The following is an 18,422-nucleotide window of genomic DNA, read 5'->3' on the forward strand; positions in this document are numbered from 1 at the left end:
GCTCATTCTCACACTGTTCGCGTGGCCGATTATGACCTTTGCCGTTTTTCTTTACTTTGCCTAGGGCGAAAAGGGTTAGTGACTGCGCAGGTCAAGCGATCTTGATCGATTCAAGAAGAAAAACCCCATTTGACTAGGACAGATGCGCTCGGCCACTATGTTGGGGTGATAAATACTCGAAAACTTTTTGCCGCTCTCGTTACCGTTTCTGCAGCCGCCGTTTTGGCGTCGTGCTCGTCCACCGGTGGTGCGCCGGAGAGCTCCGCTGGCGGTGAAACAGCCGGCGGCGTGGATACCCCTCGCTACGTTGTCGCGATGGTCTCCCACGGCGCCCCCGGCGACACGTTCTGGGACCTCGTGCGCAAGGGCGCGGAGGATGCGGCGGCGAAGGACAACATCGAGCTGCGCTACTCCTCCGACCCGCAGGCGCCCAACCAGGCGAACCTGGTGCAGTCTGCGATCGACGCCGGCGTGGACGGCATCGCCGTGACCCTGCCCAACGCCGAGGCCATCGGCCCGGCCGCGCAGCGCGCCGTCGAGGCGGGCATTCCCACCGTCGGGCTCAACGCCGGCATGAACGAGTACGCGGACTACGGGCTGAGCGGTTTCTTCGGCCAGGACGAGTCGGTCGCCGGCACCGCCGCGGGTGAGCGCCTGAAGGACGAGGGCGCGAAAAACGTATTGTGCGTCATCCACGAGCAGGGCAACTCTTCGCAGGAGGCGCGCTGCGCCGGTGTGCAGGAGGGACTCGGCGACTTCGGGACAGTGGAGTTGCTCTACGTCAACGGCCAGGACCTCGTCTCGGCGCAGGCCACGATGCAGTCCAAGCTTGCGCAGGACCCCACGATTGATACTGTCTTCGGCCTCCAGGCCCCGGTGGCGATGCGCGCGATTGACGCAGTGAAAGCCGCTGGCTCGGACGCGGAAATCGCGACCTTCGACACAAACGCCGAGCTTGTCGACGCTATCTCAGACGGGCGCATTAAGTGGGCCGTCGATCAGCAGCCCTACCTGCAGGGCTACCTCGCCGTGGACTCGCTCTGGCTGGCCAAGCGTAACGGCGGCACCATCGGCGGAGGCCAGCCCGTCTACACCGGGCCCAGCTTCGTCGATGCGAGCAACGTGGACAAGATTGCGGAGGCCGCGAAGGCTGGCATGCGATGAGTACCGCAACCACGGCTGCCTCTGCCTCTGACGAGGACAGACTCCGGCGCCACTCCGGCGTCAGTGCCCTGATCCGCCGCCCCGAGCTGGCCAGCTTGCTGGGCCTGGCGTTGGTGTTCGCGCTGTTCATGTTCGTCGCACCCGCGTTTCGCTCACTCGACGCGGTAGCCACGATCCTGTACGCCAGCTCCACGCTCGGCATTGTTGCGCTGGCCGTCGGCCTGCTGATGATCGGCGACGAGTTCGACCTGTCCAGCGGCGTGGCGGTGACCACCGCGGCGCTGGCGGCGACGATGCTCAACTACAACCTGCACCTCAACGTGTGGGTCGGCGCGGTCATTGCGCTGGGCATCTCGCTGGCCATCGGTGCTCTCAACGGCGTGCTTGTCACGCGCACGGGCATCCCCAGCTTCCTGATCACCCTCGCTGCGTTCCTCATGCTCCAGGGCCTGAACCTGGCGGTGACCAAGCTGGTGACCGGCCAGGTTGCCACCCCGAGCATTTCCAACATGGCGGGTTTTGATTCGGCTCGGGCGGTGTTCGCTAGCTCCTTTTCCATCGGTGGGGTGAGCATCCGCATCACCGTCGTGTGGTGGCTGCTGTTCGTCGCTATCGCGTCGTTCGTACTGTTTAGGACGACGTTTGGCAACTGGATCTTCGCGGTCGGCGGCAACCAGGAGGCCGCGCGCGCCTCCGGTGTGCCTGTTGCGAGGGTGAAGATCATCCTGTTCATGACGGTCGCTTTCGCCGCGTGGTTCGTCGGCATGCACACCCTGTTCGCCTTCGACTCCATCCAGGCGGGCCAGGGCGTGGGCAACGAGTTTCTCTACATCATCGCGGCGGTCATCGGTGGCTGTTCGATGAACGGCGGCCGCGGTACCGCAATCGGCACTGCTATCGGCGCGCTCATCTTCGGCCTGACTAACCAGGGCATTGTTTACGCTGGGTGGAACCCGGACTGGTTCAAGTTCTTCCTCGGCGCGATGCTGTTGTTCGCGGTGTTCACCAACACCGCCTTCGCTCGGTACACGGATTCGAGGTAGGTAAGACATGGCGATTATCCAGCTCGAGGACGTGACCAAGTCCTACGGAGCCTTTGATGCCCTGCGCGGGGTCAACCTCGAAATTGATCAGGGCGAAGTGTTGTGCGTGCTCGGTGACAACGGAGCGGGCAAATCGACTCTCATCAAGATTCTTTCTGGGCTGCATCAACCCACCTCGGGCCAGATGCTTCTCGACGGCACCCCCACCACGTTTTCCTCCCCGCGCGACGCAATCAACCACGGCATCGCGACCGTGTACCAGAACCTCGCGATCGTCGACAGCTTGAGCGTGTGGCGCAACTTCTTCCTCGGCAACGAGAACAGCGGCATGCTTGGCACCTTGAAGCAGGACGAGATGCGCGCGCGTTGCGACGACGCCCTGCGCGAGATGGGCATCAACATTCCCGACGTCGACGTCGAGGCCGGCAACCTCTCGGGCGGCCAGCGCCAGGTCCTCGCCATCGCCCGCGCGATCCACTTCGGCGCCCGCGTTGTCATCCTCGACGAGCCGACGGCCGCGCTGGGGGTGAAGCAGTCGGGCATGGTGCTGCGCTTTGTCGCCGCGGCCCGCGAGCGCGGGGTGGCGGTGGTGCTGGTGACCCACAATCCGCACCACGCCTACCTGGTGGGCGACCGCTTCACCATTTTGAAGCTGGGGCGCCAGGAGCTTAACGCCGAGCGCGCCGACATCACACTCGAGGAGCTCACCGCGCAGATGGCCGGCGGTGAAGAGCTCGCTGCATTAAGCCACGAGCTGGAGCGGTAGGGCTGTAGCCGCTGCCGCGTTTGAGGTGGCTGCGGGGTCTGGGCGAGTCCGCATTGCGGACTCTGAACGTATTGCTCTGAACCCGGGGACTCCGCATGGCGGACTCTGCGGGTCGCGCTTCAAGTCGTGGGGACTCCGCATTGCGGATTGTAAACGCCGCGCTCCAAACCGGGGGGGGCTCCGCATTGCGGACTTGGCGGGCGAGTTTAGGGTGAAGCCTGGCTGGTAGTGAGTCCGCATTGCGGACTGAGTGGGCCGACTTGGGGCGTGACTTGGTTTGCGGCGACTCCGCATGGCGGACTCTGCGGGTCGCGCTTCAAGTCGTGGGGACTCCGCATTGCGGACTGTAAACGCCGCGCTCCAAACCTGGCGCCCCCACATCGCGGACACCCCAGCGCGCGACAGTACCGCCCACGCACCAACCTCCACACGATCCATCAGGCCTGGTCCACCAGTGATTCCCGCCCGAGCTCGTGTGCGAGCGCGGTCTCGAGCGTGGGGTAGCGAAAGTCGGCCCCGGCCTCCGTGGCGGCGCGGGGAACGACGCGCTGGCTTGCCAGCGCCAGCTCGTCGGCACCCTCGCGCCCGAGCAAGACGGCGGGCCCGAACTTCGGGATTGACACTATGTCGGGACGGCGCAGAATGTCGGTGAGAGTGGCGGAGAACTCGGCGTTGGTGACCGGGTGCGGCGCGGTGGCGTTGACGGGGCCGCTTAAGCGGGCGTCGATAAGCGAGCGCACGTAGATGTCGGTGAGGTCGTCGAGCGCAATCCAGCTCATCCAGTTTTCGCCCTGGCCGAAGCGGGCGCCGGCGCCGGTGGAGGCGGACAGCCGCATCACGGGGAGGAGCCCGCCCGCGCCGGAGAGTGCCAGGCCGGTGCGGATGTTGACGGTGCGGAGGCCGTCGACACGCGAGGCCCGTTCCCACTGCTCGCACACCTCGGCGAGGAAGCCGGTGCCGCGCGGAGCACTCTCGTCGTGCTCGTAACCCCCGGCGTCCGAGCCGTAGTAGCCCACGGCGGAGGCGCTCACGAACGTGCTGACCCCGCTGTCCGCGGCCAGCCGCGCCAGCTTCTCCGTCGGCCCGACTCGGGATTCGAGGATCGCGCGCTTCTTCTTCTCCGTAAAGCGCCCCATGATTGACTCGCCGGCGAGGTGAATCACCGCGTCAACACCGGAAAGCAGGTTAGCCGCGGGCTTATCGACGTCCCAATGACGCGTCCCGGCACCCTCACCGCGGCTGCGTGACAGCGCAACCACCGTATGCCCCGCGGTACCCAGTTGCGCCGCCAACGCGGTGCCGACAAGGCCGCTGGCCCCTGTCATGGCGACGGTCAGCGGGGCGGTGTCGGGCAGGGTGGACAGGAACTTAAAGTCCGCGATGAGCTGATGCTGGCGGTAGGCCACCGCCTTTTCCAGCAGGAACCGGGGCACGCGGGTGTCAATGTCGTCAGTCACGGTCGTGGCGCCGTCCCCGGCGTCGGCGAAGCTGTGGGTGTGCACCCACTGCGTGGTGGTGCGTAATGGCTGGTTGACCACGGTGTCCTGGAACTGGGCACCCTCGCGGTAGCCGGTGTCAACGTGCTTGGCCACCCAGCGCTGGCGGGCTGGCAGGGCGAAGGTGGTGGTGCCGTCGGCAAGCGAGCGAGCCTGCTCGATAGGTCGCATGGGCAAAAACGGGGGAGTAAGCCGCACCACCGCACCGGGGCGCGTGTGCCACTGCCAGACTTGCTCGCGTAGTGCGGGGACGTGGTGGGAAGCGTTCAAGCTCATAAGGGGCCTCGGATCGAGCGTCGGGTGACAAGGGTGTGTGCACACCAACGTAGACACTTCCGGGCCGCTGCAGCAGGGCCGACGCCGTGACTAGCAACGAACCGCGGTGGTACTGGTAGCATTGCGACAGGTCTCGGAAGACTTACAACCTAAAGTTCGGCATCCTTTAAATTCCGCACAGAGAGGCGGGGAAGGAGGTCCGGTGAGCGAGAAAGATTCGCGCGCGGCGACGGAGCTGTTAAACGCTTCCGACGTGGCGCGCACGATCGCACGCATTGCGCACCAGATCATCGAGAAAAACGCCATTGGCGCGGACACGTCCAACGTTATGCTGCTCGGCATCCCATCCGGGGGCGTCCCGCTGGCCGAGCGTATCGCGGCAGCCGTCGAGGAATTTTCCGGCACCACCATTCCGGTGGGTAGCCTAGACGTCACGCTGTACCGCGACGACCTGCGCAACCGCCCGCACCGCGCGCTGCTGCCGACGTCCATTCCGGGCGAAATCAACGGAGGCGTCGTCATCCTTGTCGATGACGTCTTGTTCTCCGGCCGCACAATCCGCGCCGCACTCGACGCCATCGCCGACAACGGCCGCCCGGCGGCGATCCAGCTCGCTGTGCTGGTCGATCGCGGACATAGAGAGCTGCCGATTCGCGCGGACTACGTGGGCAAGAACATTCCGACGGCGAGAAGCGAGGACGTGCGCGTCACGCTGACCCCAATCGACGCCTCCGACGCGGTGACTCTGAGCAGGGAGGAAAAGCAGTGAAGCACCTCATTGACATCAAGGACCTCTCCCGCGACGAGATCGTCGGCATCATGGACGAGGCCGACCGCTTTAAAGAAGCCCTGCACGGCCGCGAGATGAAAAAGCTGCCCACACTTCGCGGGCGCACGATTTTCACGCTCTTCTACGAAAACTCCACCCGCACGCGATCATCCTTCGAGACGGCGGGCAAGTGGATGAGCGCCGATGTAATCAACCTCTCGGCATCGTCCTCCTCGGTGAAGAAGGGCGAATCCCTCAAGGACACGGCACTGACCGTTGAGGCGGTGGGAGCGGACGCGATCATCATCCGCCACCCCGCCTCCGGTGCCCCGCACCTGCTGACCCAGTGGTTGCCGGCAACGTCCATCATCAACGCCGGCGACGGCCAGCACCAGCACCCCACGCAGGCGCTTCTCGACGCCGTGACGATGCGCCAACACATCGGCGACGTCAAAGGCCGCAAGGTGTTGGTCGTCGGCGACGTGCTGCACTCTCGCGTGGCGCGTTCGAACGTCGACCTGCTGTCGATCCTCGGCGCCGAGGTGGTGCTCGTCGCTCCGCCGACTCTGCTTCCCGCGGGCGTCGACACGTGGCCCGCCCGCGTGAGCAGCGACTTCGACGCCGAGCTTGCCGACGCCGACGTGGTGATGATGCTGCGCGTCCAGGCGGAGCGGATGAACGGCGGTTTTTTCCCGACGCCGCGCGAGTACGCGACCCTGTTCGGGCTCTCCGCGGCGCGCGCTGCGGCGATGAAAGACTCCGCGATCATCATGCACCCGGGCCCGATGCTGCGCGGGATGGAAATTAACTTCGGCGTCGCCGAGCGCGACAACGCCGTGGTTCTCGACCAGGTGACCAACGGCGTCTACACCCGCATGGCGGTGCTGTTTACGCTGCTGGCAGGAGAGGAAAACCTATGACGACACTCGCACTGTTAGACGCCCGACCCTACGGCGAGGACAAGGTCAACATCCTCATCGAAAACGGCGTGATCGCGCAGCTCGGCGCCGACGTGGACGTCAGCGCAGCCGATGCCACCTACGACTGCGCGGGCAAGGTTTTGCTGCCGGGGCTCGTCGACATGCACGTGCACCTGCGTGAGCCCGGGCGCGAGGACACTGAAACCATCGCGACCGGTTCGGACGCGGCGGCGCGCGGCGGGTTTACCGCAGTGTTCACCATGGCCAACACCAACCCCGTGATTGATCAGCCCTTCCTCGCCGACGCCGTGTGGGACAAGGGCCAAGCCCACGGCACCTGCGATGTATACCCGGTCGGGTCGATCACGCAGGGGCTTCGCGGCGAGCAGCTCACCGAAATCGGGCTGATGAGCCGCTCGCACGTGCGCATGTTCTCCGACGACGGCAAGTGCGTCAACGACCCGCAGCTGATGCGCCGCGCCATCGAGTACGCCAAGGCCTACGACGTGCTCCTCGCCCAGCACGCGGAGGACCACAGGATGACCGAGGGTGCCTGCGCTCACGAGGGTGAGACGGGCGCACGGCTCGGCCTGCGCGGCTGGCCGCGGGTGGCGGAAGAGTCCATCGTGGCACGCGACGCGATCATGACCCGCGACTACGGCGGGCGCCTGCACATCTGCCACGCCTCGACCGAAGGCACCGTCGAGCTTCTGCGCTGGGCCAAAGCCCAGGGCATCAACGTCACCGCCGAGGTCACCCCGCACCACCTGCTGATGACCGACGAGAAGCTTGAAACCTACGACGGAAACTTCCGCGTGAACCCGCCGCTGCGAGAGGTGCGCGACACGCACGCGCTGCGCGAGGCGCTTTTCGACGGCACCGTCGACGTCGTCGCCACCGACCACGCGCCGCACGGCAGCGAGGACAAGTGCGTGGAGTTCGAGCACGCCAAGCCCGGCATGCTCGGCTTGGAGACCTCGCTTGCCGTCATCTCCCAGGTCTTCGTCGAGCCCGGGCTGGCCGATTGGCGCTTCGTGGCCAAGGTGATGAGCGAGCGCCCTGCGCAGATCCTCAAACTCGCCGACCAGGGCAGGCCGATTGCGGTCGGCGAACCCGCCAACCTCGCGCTGGTCAACCCTTCGGCAGCGTGGACAGCCCGCGGGACGGAGATGGCCTCCAAGGCGTCCAACACCCCCTACGAGGGCATGGACTTCGCAGCGCGCGTCGAGCTGACGCTGCTGCGCGGCACCGTTACCCACTCGAGCATCGAGAGCAACTGAGAGCTAAGGACTTTTACCATGACAAACGAACGCATCCCAGCCGTCCTCGTGCTCGGCGACGGCCACATCTTCCGGGGTTACTCTTTCGGCGCATCCGGGGAGGTCTTCGGCGAGGCGGTCTTCACCACCGCGATGACCGGGTACCAGGAAACCATGACCGACCCGTCGTACCACCGCCAAATCGTGGTGATGACCGCCCCGCAGATCGGCAACACCGGGTGGAACGACGAGGACAACGAGTCGCACGGCAACCAAATCTGGGTCGCCGGCCTGGTCATCCGCGACCTGGCCAAGCGTGTTTCCAACTGGCGCGCCGAGCGCAGCCTGGAAGAGGAAATGACCTCGCAGTCCGTCGCGGGCATCTACGGGGTGGACACGCGCACCGTGGTGCGCCACCTGCGCATCTACGGTTCGATCGCCGCTGGAATCTTCACCGGCGATGCCGCGCGCGCGGACGTCGATACGCTCGTCGCGCGAGTTAACGAGCAGCCCTCGATGGCCGGCGCCGACCTCGCCGACGAGGTCTCCACCGACGAGCCCTACACCGTCGCCGCCAAGGGTGAGAAGCGCTACACCGTCGTCGCCTACGACATGGGCATCAAGTCCGCCACCCCGGGCCACTTCGCCGACCGCGGCATCGAGACCATCGTCGTGCCCGCCAACACCCCGTACCGCGACATCACCAAGTACAACCCCGACGGTGTTTTCATCTCCAACGGCCCGGGCGACCCCGCGACCGCCGACGCCATGGTGGAGGCCACCCGCGACGTCATCTCCGCCGGCGTGCCGCTGTTCGGCATCTGCTTCGGCAACCAGATCTTGGGGCGCGCGCTCGGGCTTTCCACCACCAAGATGAAGTTCGGCCACCGCGGCATCAACGTGCCGGTCAAAAACCACGTCACCGGCAAGATCGACATCACCAGCCAGAACCACGGCTTCGTGCTTGAGGCGCCGGTGGGTCCGGGGGAGAGCTTCGACACCGACTTCGGCCCCGCGCTGGTGACCCACACCTGTCTCAACGACGGCTCCGTCGAGGGCGTCGCCCTGGAAAGCGGCATGGCGTACTCGGTGCAGTACCACCCGGAATCCGCCGCAGGCCCCCACGACGCCAACCCGCTGTTTGACCAGTTCATCGATCTGATGGACAACCACAGCCCCAACAAGAAGTAACCAGGAGAGGAAAACTCACATGAAGAGAGAAGACATCAACCACGTCCTGGTTATCGGTTCCGGCCCGATCGTGATTGGGCAGGCCTGCGAGTTCGACTACTCCGGCACCCAGGCGTGCCGCGTGCTCAAGGACGAGGGCTTAAGGGTCACGCTAATCAACTCCAACCCGGCGACGATCATGACCGACCCGGAGTTCGCCGACCACACCTACGTCGAGCCGATCGAGCCGGAATACATTGACAAAATCCTCGCCCGCGAGGCGGAGCAGGGCCACCCCGTCGATGCGATCCTGGCCACCCTCGGCGGGCAGACGGCGCTCAACGCCGCGATCCAGCTCGACCGTCTTGGGATTTTGGCCAGGCACGGCGTCGAGCTCATCGGCGCGAACATCGACGCCATCGAGCGCGGCGAGGACCGCCAGAAGTTCAAAGACATCGTGGCCAAGATCGGCGGCGAGTCCGCGCGGTCACGCGTGTGCCACACCATGGACGAGGTGCACGACGCCGTCGCCGAGCTCGGCCTGCCGGTCGTGGTACGCCCGTCGTTTACCATGGGCGGGCTCGGTTCCGGCCTGGCGTTTACCATGGACGACCTTAACCGCATCGCCGGCGGCGGGCTCGAAGCCTCTCCGGAGGCCAACGTGCTTATCGAAGAATCCATCCTGGGCTGGAAGGAATTCGAGCTCGAGCTCATGCGTGACGGCGACGACAACGTCGTGGTGATCGCGTCGATCGAAAACGTCGACGCGCTCGGCGTGCACACCGGCGACTCCGTCACAGCCGCCCCGGCGCTGACCCTGACGGACCGCGAGTACCAGACCATGCGCGACCAGGGCATCGCGATCATCCGCGAGGTCGGCGTGGACACCGGCGGCTGCAACATCCAGTTCGCGGTCAACCCGATTGATGGTCGCATCATCACCATCGAGATGAACCCACGCGTGTCGCGCTCCTCGGCGCTGGCCTCGAAGGCGACCGGTTTTCCGATTGCGAAGATCGCCTCCAAGCTCGCGATTGGCTACACCCTCGACGAGATCACCAACGACATCACCGGTGTTACCCCGGCCGCGTTCGAGCCGACGCTGGATTACGTCATTGTGAAGATGCCGCGCTTCGCGTTTGAGAAGTTCCCGGGCGCGGACGAGACCCTCGGCACTTCCATGAAGGCCGTGGGCGAAGCAATGGGCATCGGGCGCAACTACATCCAGGGCCTGAACAAGGTGATGCGCTCGATGGAGGACAAGCCCAACGGCTTTTGGACCCGGCCGGACTCCTACTTCGCGCCCGGCCGCGAGACGGATGTCAATGCCGTGCTCGAGGACCTGCGCATCCCGACGGACAAGCGCATGTACGACGTCGAACTGGCGCTGCGCCTCGGCGCGAGCATCGAGCAGGTCCACGAGGCCTCCCACATCGACCCCTGGTTCCTCGCCGAGCTCGCCGCGCTCGTTGAGTTCCGCCAAGAGCTTATCGACGCCCCAGTGCTGGACAAGCAGCTGCTGCGCGAGGCGAAGGTCTACGGCCTGTCCGACGCCCAGATCGCCGCGCTGCGCCCCGAGCTGGCCGGCGAGGCCGGCGTTCGCTCGCTGCGCCTGTCGCTGGGCGTGCACCCGGTGTTCAAGACCGTCGACACCTGCGCTGGTGAGTTCGAGGCCCAGACCCCCTACCACTACTCGTCGTACGAGTACGACGAGGCTGCCGAGAGCGAGATTGCGGCCTCCGGCAAAGACAAGGTCATCATCTTGGGCTCCGGCCCGAACCGCATCGGCCAGGGCATCGAGTTTGACTACTCCTGCGTCCACGCGGCGCTGGAGCTGTCGCGCATCGGCTACGAGACCGTGATGGTCAACTGCAACCCGGAGACCGTCTCCACGGACTACGACACCGCAGATCGCCTCTACTTCGAGCCGCTGACCTTTGAAGACGTCATGGAGATCTACCGCGCCGAGTCGGCCTCCGGCAACGTCGCTGGCGTGATTGTCCAGCTCGGCGGCCAGACCCCGCTCGGTTTGGCGCAGCAGCTTGCCGACGCCGGCGTGCCGGTGGTGGGCACCTCACCCGAGGCCATCGACCTGGCCGAGGACCGCGGGGAGTTCGGCAAGGTCCTTGACGCCGCGGCTCTGCCGGCGCCGGCCTACGGCACGGCGACGTCGTTTGCCGAGGCCCGCGAGGTGGCCGACCGCATCGGTTACCCCGTGTTGGTGCGCCCCTCCTACGTCCTCGGCGGCCGCGGCATGGAGATCGTCTACGACGACGCGAGCCTGGAAGATTACATCAACCGCGCGACCGAGCTTTCGCCCGATCACCCGGTGCTGGTGGACCGCTTTCTCGACTCCGCCATCGAGATCGATGTGGACGTTCTGTGCGACGGCACCGAGGTCTACCTCGGCGGAGTGATGGAGCACATCGAGGAGGCGGGCATCCACTCGGGCGATTCCTCGTGCGCTCTGCCGCCGATGACGATTGGCCCGGAGGACATCGCGAAGGTGCGCCGCTCCGCCGAGGCGCTCGCCCACGGCATTGGCGTGAGGGGCCTGATGAACGTCCAGTTCGCGCTCAAGGACGACATCCTCTACGTCATCGAGGCCAACCCTCGCGCCTCGCGCACCGTGCCGTTCGTGTCCAAGGCCACGGGCGTTCACCTGGCCAAGGCGGCCTCGCGCATCATGATGGGCGCAACGATCGCCGAGCTCAAGGACGAGGGGATGCTGCCGACAGACTACGACGGCGGGGCGCTGCCGCTGGAGCACCCGATCGCGGTAAAGGAAGCGGTGCTGCCGTTTACCCGCTTCCGCACGCCCGCCGGCGAGGTGCTCGACACCATCCTCGGCCCGGAGATGAAGTCCACCGGCGAGGTCATGGGCCTGGCCCCGTCCTTCGGCGTGGCGTACGCGAAGGCGGAGGCCGCCGCGTTCGGCGAGCTGCCCACAGAGGGCACCGTGTTCGTCTCCGTGGCCAACCGCGACAAGCGCTCGTTGATCTTCCCCATCCAACGCCTGTCCACCATGGGCTTTACCATCGTCGCCACCGTCGGCACGGCATCGATGCTGCGCCGCAACGGCATCGACTGCGAGGTCGCGCTGAAGGCCTCCGAGGTCCGTGACGGGGCCGAGGGCGCCTCGATCGTCGAGCGCATCGCTGGCGGCGAGATCGACCTGATCCTGAACACCCCGGCGGGGTCCGCGGGAGCGCGCCACGACGGTTACGAGATCCGCGCCACCGCCGCAGCGAACAACGTCCCGCTGGTCACCACGGTCCAGGGTGTCGTCGCCGCAGTCCAGGGCATCGAGGCGATTCGCGACAACGAGGTCACCGTCATGAGCCTGCAGGAGCTCGACCACAACCCGGCAGGCGGGCAGTAAATGGGGTTCGGCGACAAGCTCCTCGACGCAGGCGAGCGCTTCGGGCGGCTCTGCGTCGGCATCGACCCCCACGCCGCGTTGCTTGAGCAGTGGGGGCTGGGCAATGACGCCGCGGGGTTGCGCGAGTTCAGCATGATCTGCGTGGAGGCTTTCGCCGGCCACGTCGCACTGGTTAAGCCGCAGGTGGCGTTTTTCGAGCGCTTCGGTTCCGCGGGTTACGCGGTGCTCGAGGAGGTGCTCCAGGCCCTGCGGGCGTCCGACAGTGTGGTCGTCGCAGACGCGAAACGTGGCGACATCGGCTCCACCATGGAGGGCTACGCCAACGCGTGGCTGGCCGCCGGTTCGCCACTGGAGGCAGACGCGGTGACGCTGACGCCCTACCTGGGCGTCGGTTCGTTGACCCCCGCGTTCGACCTCGCCCGGACGGGCGGCAAGGGCGTGTTCGTCATGGCCGCAAACTCCAACCCGGAGGCCGAGCAGTTCCAATCCCAGAGCGTCGGCGGGGTGAGCATCGCCCAGCAGATGGTCGACGCCTGTGGCGAGTTCAACCGCTCACACGTTCCGGGAGAGGTGGGACACGTTGGTGTCGTGGTGGGGGCGACCGTTGGTCACCCGCCTCGTCTCGACGGGCTCAACGCCGCCGTCCTCATGCCCGGAGTGGGCGCCCAGGGCGCCACGCTTGACGACGTCACCCGTGTTGCCGGCAGCGTGGCCCACCTGGTGTTCCCGAACGTGTCGCGCTCCGTACTCGCCGCCGGGCCCGATGTCTATGAGCTGCGCAAACGCGCGATCGAGCTGGTAAAACGCTAGAAAACGCGGGGCCGTATTCGGCGTGGGTGAAAAAGCCTGGTAGTTTAAGTGCGTCGTCGAGGTGACGTGGTAAAATACGCGCCTATGCAGCCACGTTTACCGTCGATAAGCTGGCCCGGTGTTACACTGAGCCGTGAATCAGCGAGTTGCACCGTTGGGATTTAATCCCGGCGGGTAAATATTCACGTGGCCCGCTAGCAAAAATTTTCACTACTACAAATGGAGGAATCCGTGGCCCTTCCCAAGTTGACCGATGAGCAGCGCAAGGAAGCACTCGCAAAGGCTGCCGAGGCACGCAAGCAGCGAGCAGAGCTCAAGGCCTCGCTCAAGCGCGGCGACACCAACCTCAAGGACGTCTTGGACAAGGCGGACTCCGACGAGATCATTGGCAAGACTAAGGTCTCCGCGCTTCTCGAGGCCATGCCGAAGGTGGGCAAGGTCAAGGCCCGCGAGATCATGGAGGAGCTCGAGATCGCTCAGACCCGTCGCCTCCGTGGCCTGGGCGAGCGCCAGCGTCGCGCCCTGCTGGAGCGCTTCGGCTTCTCTGAGGCGTAAAAAAGTGGCAGACGTGACGCCGCGGGGCAGGCTAGTCGTACTGGCCGGCCCCTCCGCAGTGGGGAAGTCCACGGTTGTCCATCGTCTGCGCACTGACGTTCCTAACCTCTATTTCTCGGTGTCCATGACCACCCGGGGCCCGCGCCCCGGCGAGGTCGATGGCGAAGACTACTTCTTCGTCACCGCCGAGGAGTTCCAGCGCCACATCGACGCCGGAGCGATGCTTGAGTGGGCGGATATCCATGGCGGGTTGCAGCGCTCCGGTACGCCCGCGGGCCCGGTGCGCGACGCGCTCGATGGGGGTCGCCCCGTGTTGATCGAGGTTGACTTGGTCGGCGCCCGCAACATCAAGGCCCTGCTTCCGGAGGCGCACACCGTGTTCCTTGCGCCGCCGTCGTGGGAGGTCTTGGTCGAGCGGCTGACGGGCCGTGGCACCGAGTCGCCTGAGGTCATCGAGCGCCGTCTCGCTACGGCGCGCGGGGAGCTGGAGGCTCGAGGAGAGTTCGACCGTGTCGTGGTCAACGACAACGTCGACGACGCAGTGTCGGCGATAGCGGACATTCTGCTGAGCACACCCAACAACAACAACGAGTAGGTTCATTTTGAGCAACGTAAGCAACGACCTGACGGCGGAGACAGACTCCGCCACTGCCGACAGCGCGCAGCGCGACGACAGCCTCGTCTACGACACCCCGGAGGGCATCACCGCGCCCCCGATCGATGAGCTTCTGGGCAAGGTGTCGTCGAAGTACGCGCTGGTGATCTTCGCCGCGAAGCGCGCACGCCAGATCAACAGCTACTACCAGGAGCAGGACGAGGGAGTTTTCGAGTTCATCGGCCCCCTGGTGACCCCCCAGGCGGGCGAAAAGCCCCTCTCGATCGCCCTGCGCGAGATCCAGACCGGTCTTTTGGAGCACGAAGAAGGCCACTAGGAGCCTGACACAGCGGCCGTGCCTTTTTACAAGGGTGCGGCCTCGTTGTGCGTTGCCTGTGGGCTAGACTTCGGACTCATGACACAACCCCGCAACGTCGTCGTCGGTGTGGCCGGCGGCATCGCCGCGTATAAGGCCTGCCACCTGATCCGGGATTTCAAGGAAGGCGGCGACGACGTGCGGGTGGTGCCCACGCACAACGCGTTGAACTTCGTCGGCGCGGCGACGTTCGAAGCCCTCTCCGGCAACCCGGTCGACTCCGGCGTGTTCACGCGTGTCGACGAGGTCCAGCACGTCCGCGTCGGCCAAGAGGCGGATCTCATCGTCGTCGCCCCGGCGACGGCAGACGTCATGGCCCGCATCGCCGCCGGGCGCGCCGACGACCTGCTGACCTCCACCATCCTGGTGGCCACATGCCCCATCGTGCTTGCCCCGGCGATGCACACGGAGATGTGGCTAAACCCCGCCACCCAGGCCAACGTGAAAACTCTGCGCGATCGTGGCATCACGGTGCTCGAGCCGGCCCACGGCCGCCTCACCGGGGCGGACAGCGGTCCGGGGCGGATGCTGGAGCCTGCGCAGATCGCTGAGCTGTCGCGCACCGTGGCGCAAACGGGTCCGTTTGGCCGCGCCCTCGAGGGCCAGCGCGTCCTGATCAGCGCGGGCGGGACGCAGGAGAACATCGACCCGGTGCGGTTTATCGGCAACCATTCCTCGGGTCGGCAGGGATTCGCTCTTGCCGAAATCGCCGCGCAAAAGGGCGCTCAGGTGACCTTGGTCGCCGGCGACACCGACGAGCTCTACACCCCGCCAGGGGCCGAGGTGGTGCGCGTGAGCTCGACGCGCGAACTCGAGACCGCGATGAACGAGCGCGCTGCTGCGGCCGACATCATCATCATGGCCGCCGCGGTCGCGGATTTCCGGCCGCAAGCCGCGTCGGACTCGAAGCTGAAGAAGGGTAGCGACTCCGACGCGCTTTCCAGGATCGACCTGGTGGAGAATCCGGATGTGCTGCGGGGGCTCGTCGACAAGCGGGAGGCTGGGCAGACCGCGGCGAGGATCGTGGGCTTCGCCGCCGAGACCGACAACGTGCTCGACAACGGCAGGGCAAAGCTCAAGCGCAAGGGGGCGGACATGCTGATGGTCAATTCCGTCGCCGGGGGAGCAGTGTTCGGCCAGCCCCGCAACAGCGGCTGGCTGCTGGGTGCCGACGGTTCCGAGGTGGAGATCCCGGACGGGCCGAAGCAGGTCGTGGCGGCGCGGATGTGGGACGTCATCGAGCGCGGGAACAAGTAGTTTGGCAAATTAGACAGCTTGGTCTATATTGGTCGGAGTTACTTCCCAAACCAAAGGAAAGACCGCCTTGTCTACACCCTCCAGCACCCAGCGCGAGCAGAAGAAGACCTTCCACCGCCTCTTTACCAGCGAGTCGGTCACTGAGGGCCACCCCGACAAGATTTGCGACGCGATCTCCGACGCCATCCTGGATGACATGCTCGCCCAGGACCCGGACGCACGCGTCGCCGTCGAGACGCTCGTGACCACCGGGCAGGTCCATGTCGTCGGCGAAGTCAGCACCGACGCGTACTCCAACATCGCGAAAATCGTCCGCGAGAAGCTCGTCGGCATCGGGTTTACCTCCTCCGAGGTCGGCTTCGACGGCCGTACCTGCGGCGTCAACATCGCCATCGGCGAGCAGTCGGAGGAAATTTCCCACGGCGTGACCAACTCCCAGGAGGTCCGCGAGAACCGCGCCACTGAGCAATCCGAGCAATCCGGCGCCGGTGACCAGGGCCTGATGTTCGGCTACGCAACCAACGAAACGCCCGAGTACATGCCGCTGCCGATCTCGACGGCTCACCGGCTGTCCCGCCGCCTGGCGCAGGTGCGCAAAATGGGCGAGGTCGTGGGCCTTCGCCCGGACGGCAAGACCCAGGTCACCTTCGCCTACGACGACGACACCCCCGTGCACCTGGACACTATCGTGATCTCCACCCAGCACGACCCGAAGTTCCTCCGCCCCGAACTCGAACAGGCCGTGCGCACCAAGGTGGTCGAGTGGGTCATCGAGGACGCCGGACTGGGGCGGTTCTACAACTCGGACACGACGCTGTTGGTCAACCCCTCCGGCACGTTTGAGGTCGGCGGTCCGATGGGCGATGCGGGCCTGACCGGGCGCAAGATCATCGTCGACACCTACGGCGGCATGGCACGCCACGGCGGCGGCGCGTTTTCCGGCAAGGACCCCTCAAAGGTGGATCGCTCCGGAGCCTACGCGATGCGCTGGGTGGCCAAGAACATCGTCGCCGCGGGCCTCGCCGACCGAGTTGAGGTACAGGTGGCGTACGCGATCGGCCGGGCCAACCCGGTCGGGTTGTACGTGGAGAGCTTCGGCACGGCCGAAGACGGCCACACCGATCTGAGCATTCAGCAGGCGGTGCAGGAGGTCTTCGACCTGCGCCCCGACGCGATTATCAGGGAACTCGACCTGAAGCGCCCGATTTACGCGCAAACCGCCGCCTACGGCCACTTCGGCCGCACCGATATCGACCTGCCGTGGGAGCGCCTGGACAAGGTCGACGCCCTGACCGAGGCCGCGCGCGCCGCGCTCTAGTCCGCCTCGGCAGGTCGCGTCGGCGATTCTGTGCACTTCTGTGCACTGCTGTGCACTGCTGTGCACCCAAGCGCACCCACACTAGAATCAAGCCCCATGACTGACTCACCCGGCGCCGCCGACCTGCCGGTGGTGCGGGTGCTTCCGCTCCTCGGGCTGGCGCACCTGGACAGGGAGTTCGACTACCTTGTCACCGAGGCCGACGCGCTCGCCGCGGTGCCCGGCGTGCGCGTGCGCGTGCGGTTTGCCGGCCGGCTGGTCGACGCCATCGTCACGAATCGCAGCACAGAGTCGGAACACGGCGGCGAGTTGCGTTTCATCGAGCGCGTCATCAGCGGCGAACTCGTCGCCCCCGAGGAGCTTCGCACGCTTGTCGACGCCCTCAGCGCCCGCTACGCGGGCGTGCGCTCCGACATCTACCGGGCCGCCATCCCCGCCCGCCACGCAAAGGCCGAGGAAACCGACACCACCACCGCCTGGGATGAGCTCGGCGAGGTCACTGAGCCCGACCTCTCGGCCTGGAGTACCTACGAGCACGGCCAATCGTTCGTGGACGCAGTCCTCGAAGGACGCGTCGCCCGCGCGGCGTGGCAGATTGCGCCCGGGGAAAGGTGGGCCAACCCGGTCAGTGCCTTGGCCGCCAAGGTCGCCGCGACCGGCGGCGGCGTACTCATCGTCGTTCCCGACCAGCGTGATGTCGATGCGTGCGAGACGGCCCTGCGCGAACACGTCGGGGCGCGGCAGGTGACAACGCTCACGGCGGCGCAGGGCCCGCAGGCGCGCTACTCGCGCTACCTGTCGATCCTCCACGGCCAGGCCAGGTTGGTCGTCGGCACTCGCTCGGCTGCGTTCGCCCCGGTCAACGACCTGCGCCTGATCGTTCTCATGCACGACGGCGATGACTCGCTGGTCGACCCGCGAGCGCCTTACGTGCACGCGCGCGAAGTCCTGACCACCCGCGCCGCGCAGCAAAAGGCGTGCCTCGTCATTGGCGGCCACTCGCGGACCGCCGAGACGCAGCTGCTGGTGTCCACGGGGTGGATGCACGAGCTGGTGGCGTCGAGAAGCACCCTGCGCACGCGTTCGCCACTGATCCACGCCGCCGGCGATTCGGACTTCGCCCTCGAGCGCGACCCCCGCGCCCGCCAGGCGCGACTGCCCTCGGTGGCTTTCGCGGCAGCAACGAAGGCCCTGGAGCGAGGGGCGCCGGTGCTCTTCCAGGTGCCGCGCAGCGGGTACGTGCAGGCACTGGCCTGCGGGTCGTGC

General features: G+C 66.2%; 16 protein-coding genes. 15 read left to right on the top strand and 1 reads right to left on the bottom strand.

What is annotated here, in order from left to right:
• Positions 1 to 168: 168 nt before the first annotated feature.
• From HMPREF0298_RS06010 to HMPREF0298_RS06020, 3 genes are read left to right on the top strand one after another with little or no spacing between them, the layout of a single operon-like run.
• Positions 169 to 1,164 carry a sugar ABC transporter substrate-binding protein gene (locus HMPREF0298_RS06010; RefSeq protein WP_483459004.1) on the top strand — a complete coding sequence of 332 codons (996 nt, stop codon included), beginning with the start codon at positions 169 to 171 and terminating at the stop codon, positions 1,162 to 1,164.
• Positions 1,161 to 2,207 carry an ABC transporter permease gene (locus tag HMPREF0298_RS06015; protein WP_006840234.1) on the top strand — a complete coding sequence of 349 codons (1,047 nt, stop codon included), beginning with the start codon at positions 1,161 to 1,163 and terminating at the stop codon, positions 2,205 to 2,207. Before HMPREF0298_RS06010 ends, HMPREF0298_RS06015 begins: the two co-directional genes overlap by 4 nt.
• A 7-nt stretch (positions 2,208 to 2,214) precedes the next feature.
• Positions 2,215 to 2,973 carry an ATP-binding cassette domain-containing protein gene (locus HMPREF0298_RS06020; RefSeq protein WP_006840235.1) on the top strand — a complete coding sequence of 253 codons (759 nt, stop codon included), beginning with the start codon at positions 2,215 to 2,217 and terminating at the stop codon, positions 2,971 to 2,973.
• A gap of 437 nt (positions 2,974 to 3,410) precedes the next feature.
• On the opposite strand, the gene HMPREF0298_RS06025 is transcribed toward HMPREF0298_RS06020, so the two are convergent.
• The gene (locus HMPREF0298_RS06025; RefSeq protein ID WP_006840236.1) at positions 3,411 to 4,745 is read right to left on the bottom strand and encodes a TIGR01777 family oxidoreductase; all 1,335 of its coding nucleotides are present in this window, start codon (positions 4,743 to 4,745) and stop codon (positions 3,411 to 3,413) included.
• 202 nt (positions 4,746 to 4,947) lie between these two features.
• Between HMPREF0298_RS06025 and pyrR the strand changes: the two genes are divergently transcribed.
• The 12 genes from pyrR to HMPREF0298_RS12435 form a co-directional block, all read left to right on the top strand.
• Positions 4,948 to 5,514: a bifunctional pyr operon transcriptional regulator/uracil phosphoribosyltransferase PyrR gene (gene pyrR, locus HMPREF0298_RS06030; RefSeq protein ID WP_006840237.1), complete on the top strand. Its 567-nt coding sequence runs from the start codon at positions 4,948 to 4,950 to the stop codon at positions 5,512 to 5,514.
• Positions 5,511 to 6,434 carry an aspartate carbamoyltransferase catalytic subunit gene (locus HMPREF0298_RS06035; RefSeq protein WP_006840238.1) on the top strand — a complete coding sequence of 308 codons (924 nt, stop codon included), beginning with the start codon at positions 5,511 to 5,513 and terminating at the stop codon, positions 6,432 to 6,434. The genes pyrR and HMPREF0298_RS06035 overlap by 4 nt, the downstream gene beginning before the upstream one ends.
• A complete protein-coding gene (locus tag HMPREF0298_RS06040; RefSeq protein ID WP_006840239.1) occupies positions 6,431 to 7,714 on the top strand; it encodes a dihydroorotase in 1,284 nt (427 codons plus the stop codon). Before HMPREF0298_RS06035 ends, HMPREF0298_RS06040 begins: the two co-directional genes overlap by 4 nt.
• 18 nt (positions 7,715 to 7,732) lie before the next feature.
• A complete protein-coding gene (carA, locus tag HMPREF0298_RS06045) occupies positions 7,733 to 8,884 on the top strand; it encodes a glutamine-hydrolyzing carbamoyl-phosphate synthase small subunit (RefSeq protein WP_006840240.1) in 1,152 nt (383 codons plus the stop codon).
• Between the two features lie 19 nt (positions 8,885 to 8,903).
• Positions 8,904 to 12,245: a carbamoyl-phosphate synthase large subunit gene (carB, locus tag HMPREF0298_RS06050; RefSeq protein ID WP_006840241.1), complete on the top strand. Its 3,342-nt coding sequence runs from the start codon at positions 8,904 to 8,906 to the stop codon at positions 12,243 to 12,245.
• Positions 12,246 to 13,055, top strand: a complete 810-nt coding sequence (pyrF, locus tag HMPREF0298_RS06055; protein WP_006840242.1) for an orotidine-5'-phosphate decarboxylase — start codon at positions 12,246 to 12,248, stop codon at positions 13,053 to 13,055.
• A 231-nt stretch (positions 13,056 to 13,286) separates the two neighbouring features.
• Positions 13,287 to 13,610 carry an integration host factor, actinobacterial type gene (gene mihF / locus HMPREF0298_RS12185; RefSeq protein WP_040422753.1) on the top strand — a complete coding sequence of 108 codons (324 nt, stop codon included), beginning with the start codon at positions 13,287 to 13,289 and terminating at the stop codon, positions 13,608 to 13,610.
• A 4-nt stretch (positions 13,611 to 13,614) separates the two neighbouring features.
• A complete protein-coding gene (gene gmk, locus HMPREF0298_RS06065; RefSeq protein ID WP_040422577.1) occupies positions 13,615 to 14,205 on the top strand; it encodes a guanylate kinase in 591 nt (196 codons plus the stop codon).
• A gap of 7 nt (positions 14,206 to 14,212) precedes the next feature.
• Positions 14,213 to 14,542: a DNA-directed RNA polymerase subunit omega gene (gene rpoZ / locus HMPREF0298_RS06070; RefSeq protein ID WP_006840245.1), complete on the top strand. Its 330-nt coding sequence runs from the start codon at positions 14,213 to 14,215 to the stop codon at positions 14,540 to 14,542.
• Positions 14,543 to 14,620: 78 nt separating this feature from the next.
• Positions 14,621 to 15,838 carry a bifunctional phosphopantothenoylcysteine decarboxylase/phosphopantothenate--cysteine ligase CoaBC gene (gene coaBC, locus HMPREF0298_RS06075; RefSeq protein ID WP_006840246.1) on the top strand — a complete coding sequence of 406 codons (1,218 nt, stop codon included), beginning with the start codon at positions 14,621 to 14,623 and terminating at the stop codon, positions 15,836 to 15,838.
• A 67-nt stretch (positions 15,839 to 15,905) separates the two neighbouring features.
• Positions 15,906 to 17,156 carry a methionine adenosyltransferase gene (gene metK / locus HMPREF0298_RS06080; protein WP_006840247.1) on the top strand — a complete coding sequence of 417 codons (1,251 nt, stop codon included), beginning with the start codon at positions 15,906 to 15,908 and terminating at the stop codon, positions 17,154 to 17,156.
• Between the two features lie 96 nt (positions 17,157 to 17,252).
• Positions 17,253 to 18,422: primosomal protein N' family DNA-binding protein (locus HMPREF0298_RS12435; RefSeq protein WP_006840248.1), on the top strand; the 1,170-nt coding region annotated here is incomplete at its 3' end.

It is taken from the genome of Corynebacterium lipophiloflavum DSM 44291, from assembly GCF_000159635.1.
GTDB classification, from domain to species: domain Bacteria; phylum Actinomycetota; class Actinomycetes; order Mycobacteriales; family Mycobacteriaceae; genus Corynebacterium; species Corynebacterium lipophiloflavum.

Bases quoted from the DNA above. Each gene is read 5' to 3' on its own strand.
- HMPREF0298_RS06015 (WP_006840234.1), top strand. From the start codon at position 1,161: ATGAGTACCGCAACCACGGCTGCCTCTGCCTCTGACGAGGACAGACTC.
- HMPREF0298_RS06020 (WP_006840235.1), top strand. From the start codon at position 2,215: ATGGCGATTATCCAGCTCGAGGACGTGACCAAGTCCTACGGAGCCTTT.
- HMPREF0298_RS06025 (WP_006840236.1), bottom strand. From the start codon at position 4,745: ATGAGCTTGAACGCTTCCCACCACGTCCCCGCACTACGCGAGCAAGTC.
- HMPREF0298_RS06040 (WP_006840239.1), top strand. From the start codon at position 6,431: ATGACGACACTCGCACTGTTAGACGCCCGACCCTACGGCGAGGACAAG.
- carA (WP_006840240.1), top strand. From the start codon at position 7,733: ATGACAAACGAACGCATCCCAGCCGTCCTCGTGCTCGGCGACGGCCAC.
- carB (WP_006840241.1), top strand. From the start codon at position 8,904: ATGAAGAGAGAAGACATCAACCACGTCCTGGTTATCGGTTCCGGCCCG.
- pyrF (WP_006840242.1), top strand. From the start codon at position 12,246: ATGGGGTTCGGCGACAAGCTCCTCGACGCAGGCGAGCGCTTCGGGCGG.
- coaBC (WP_006840246.1), top strand. From the start codon at position 14,621: ATGACACAACCCCGCAACGTCGTCGTCGGTGTGGCCGGCGGCATCGCC.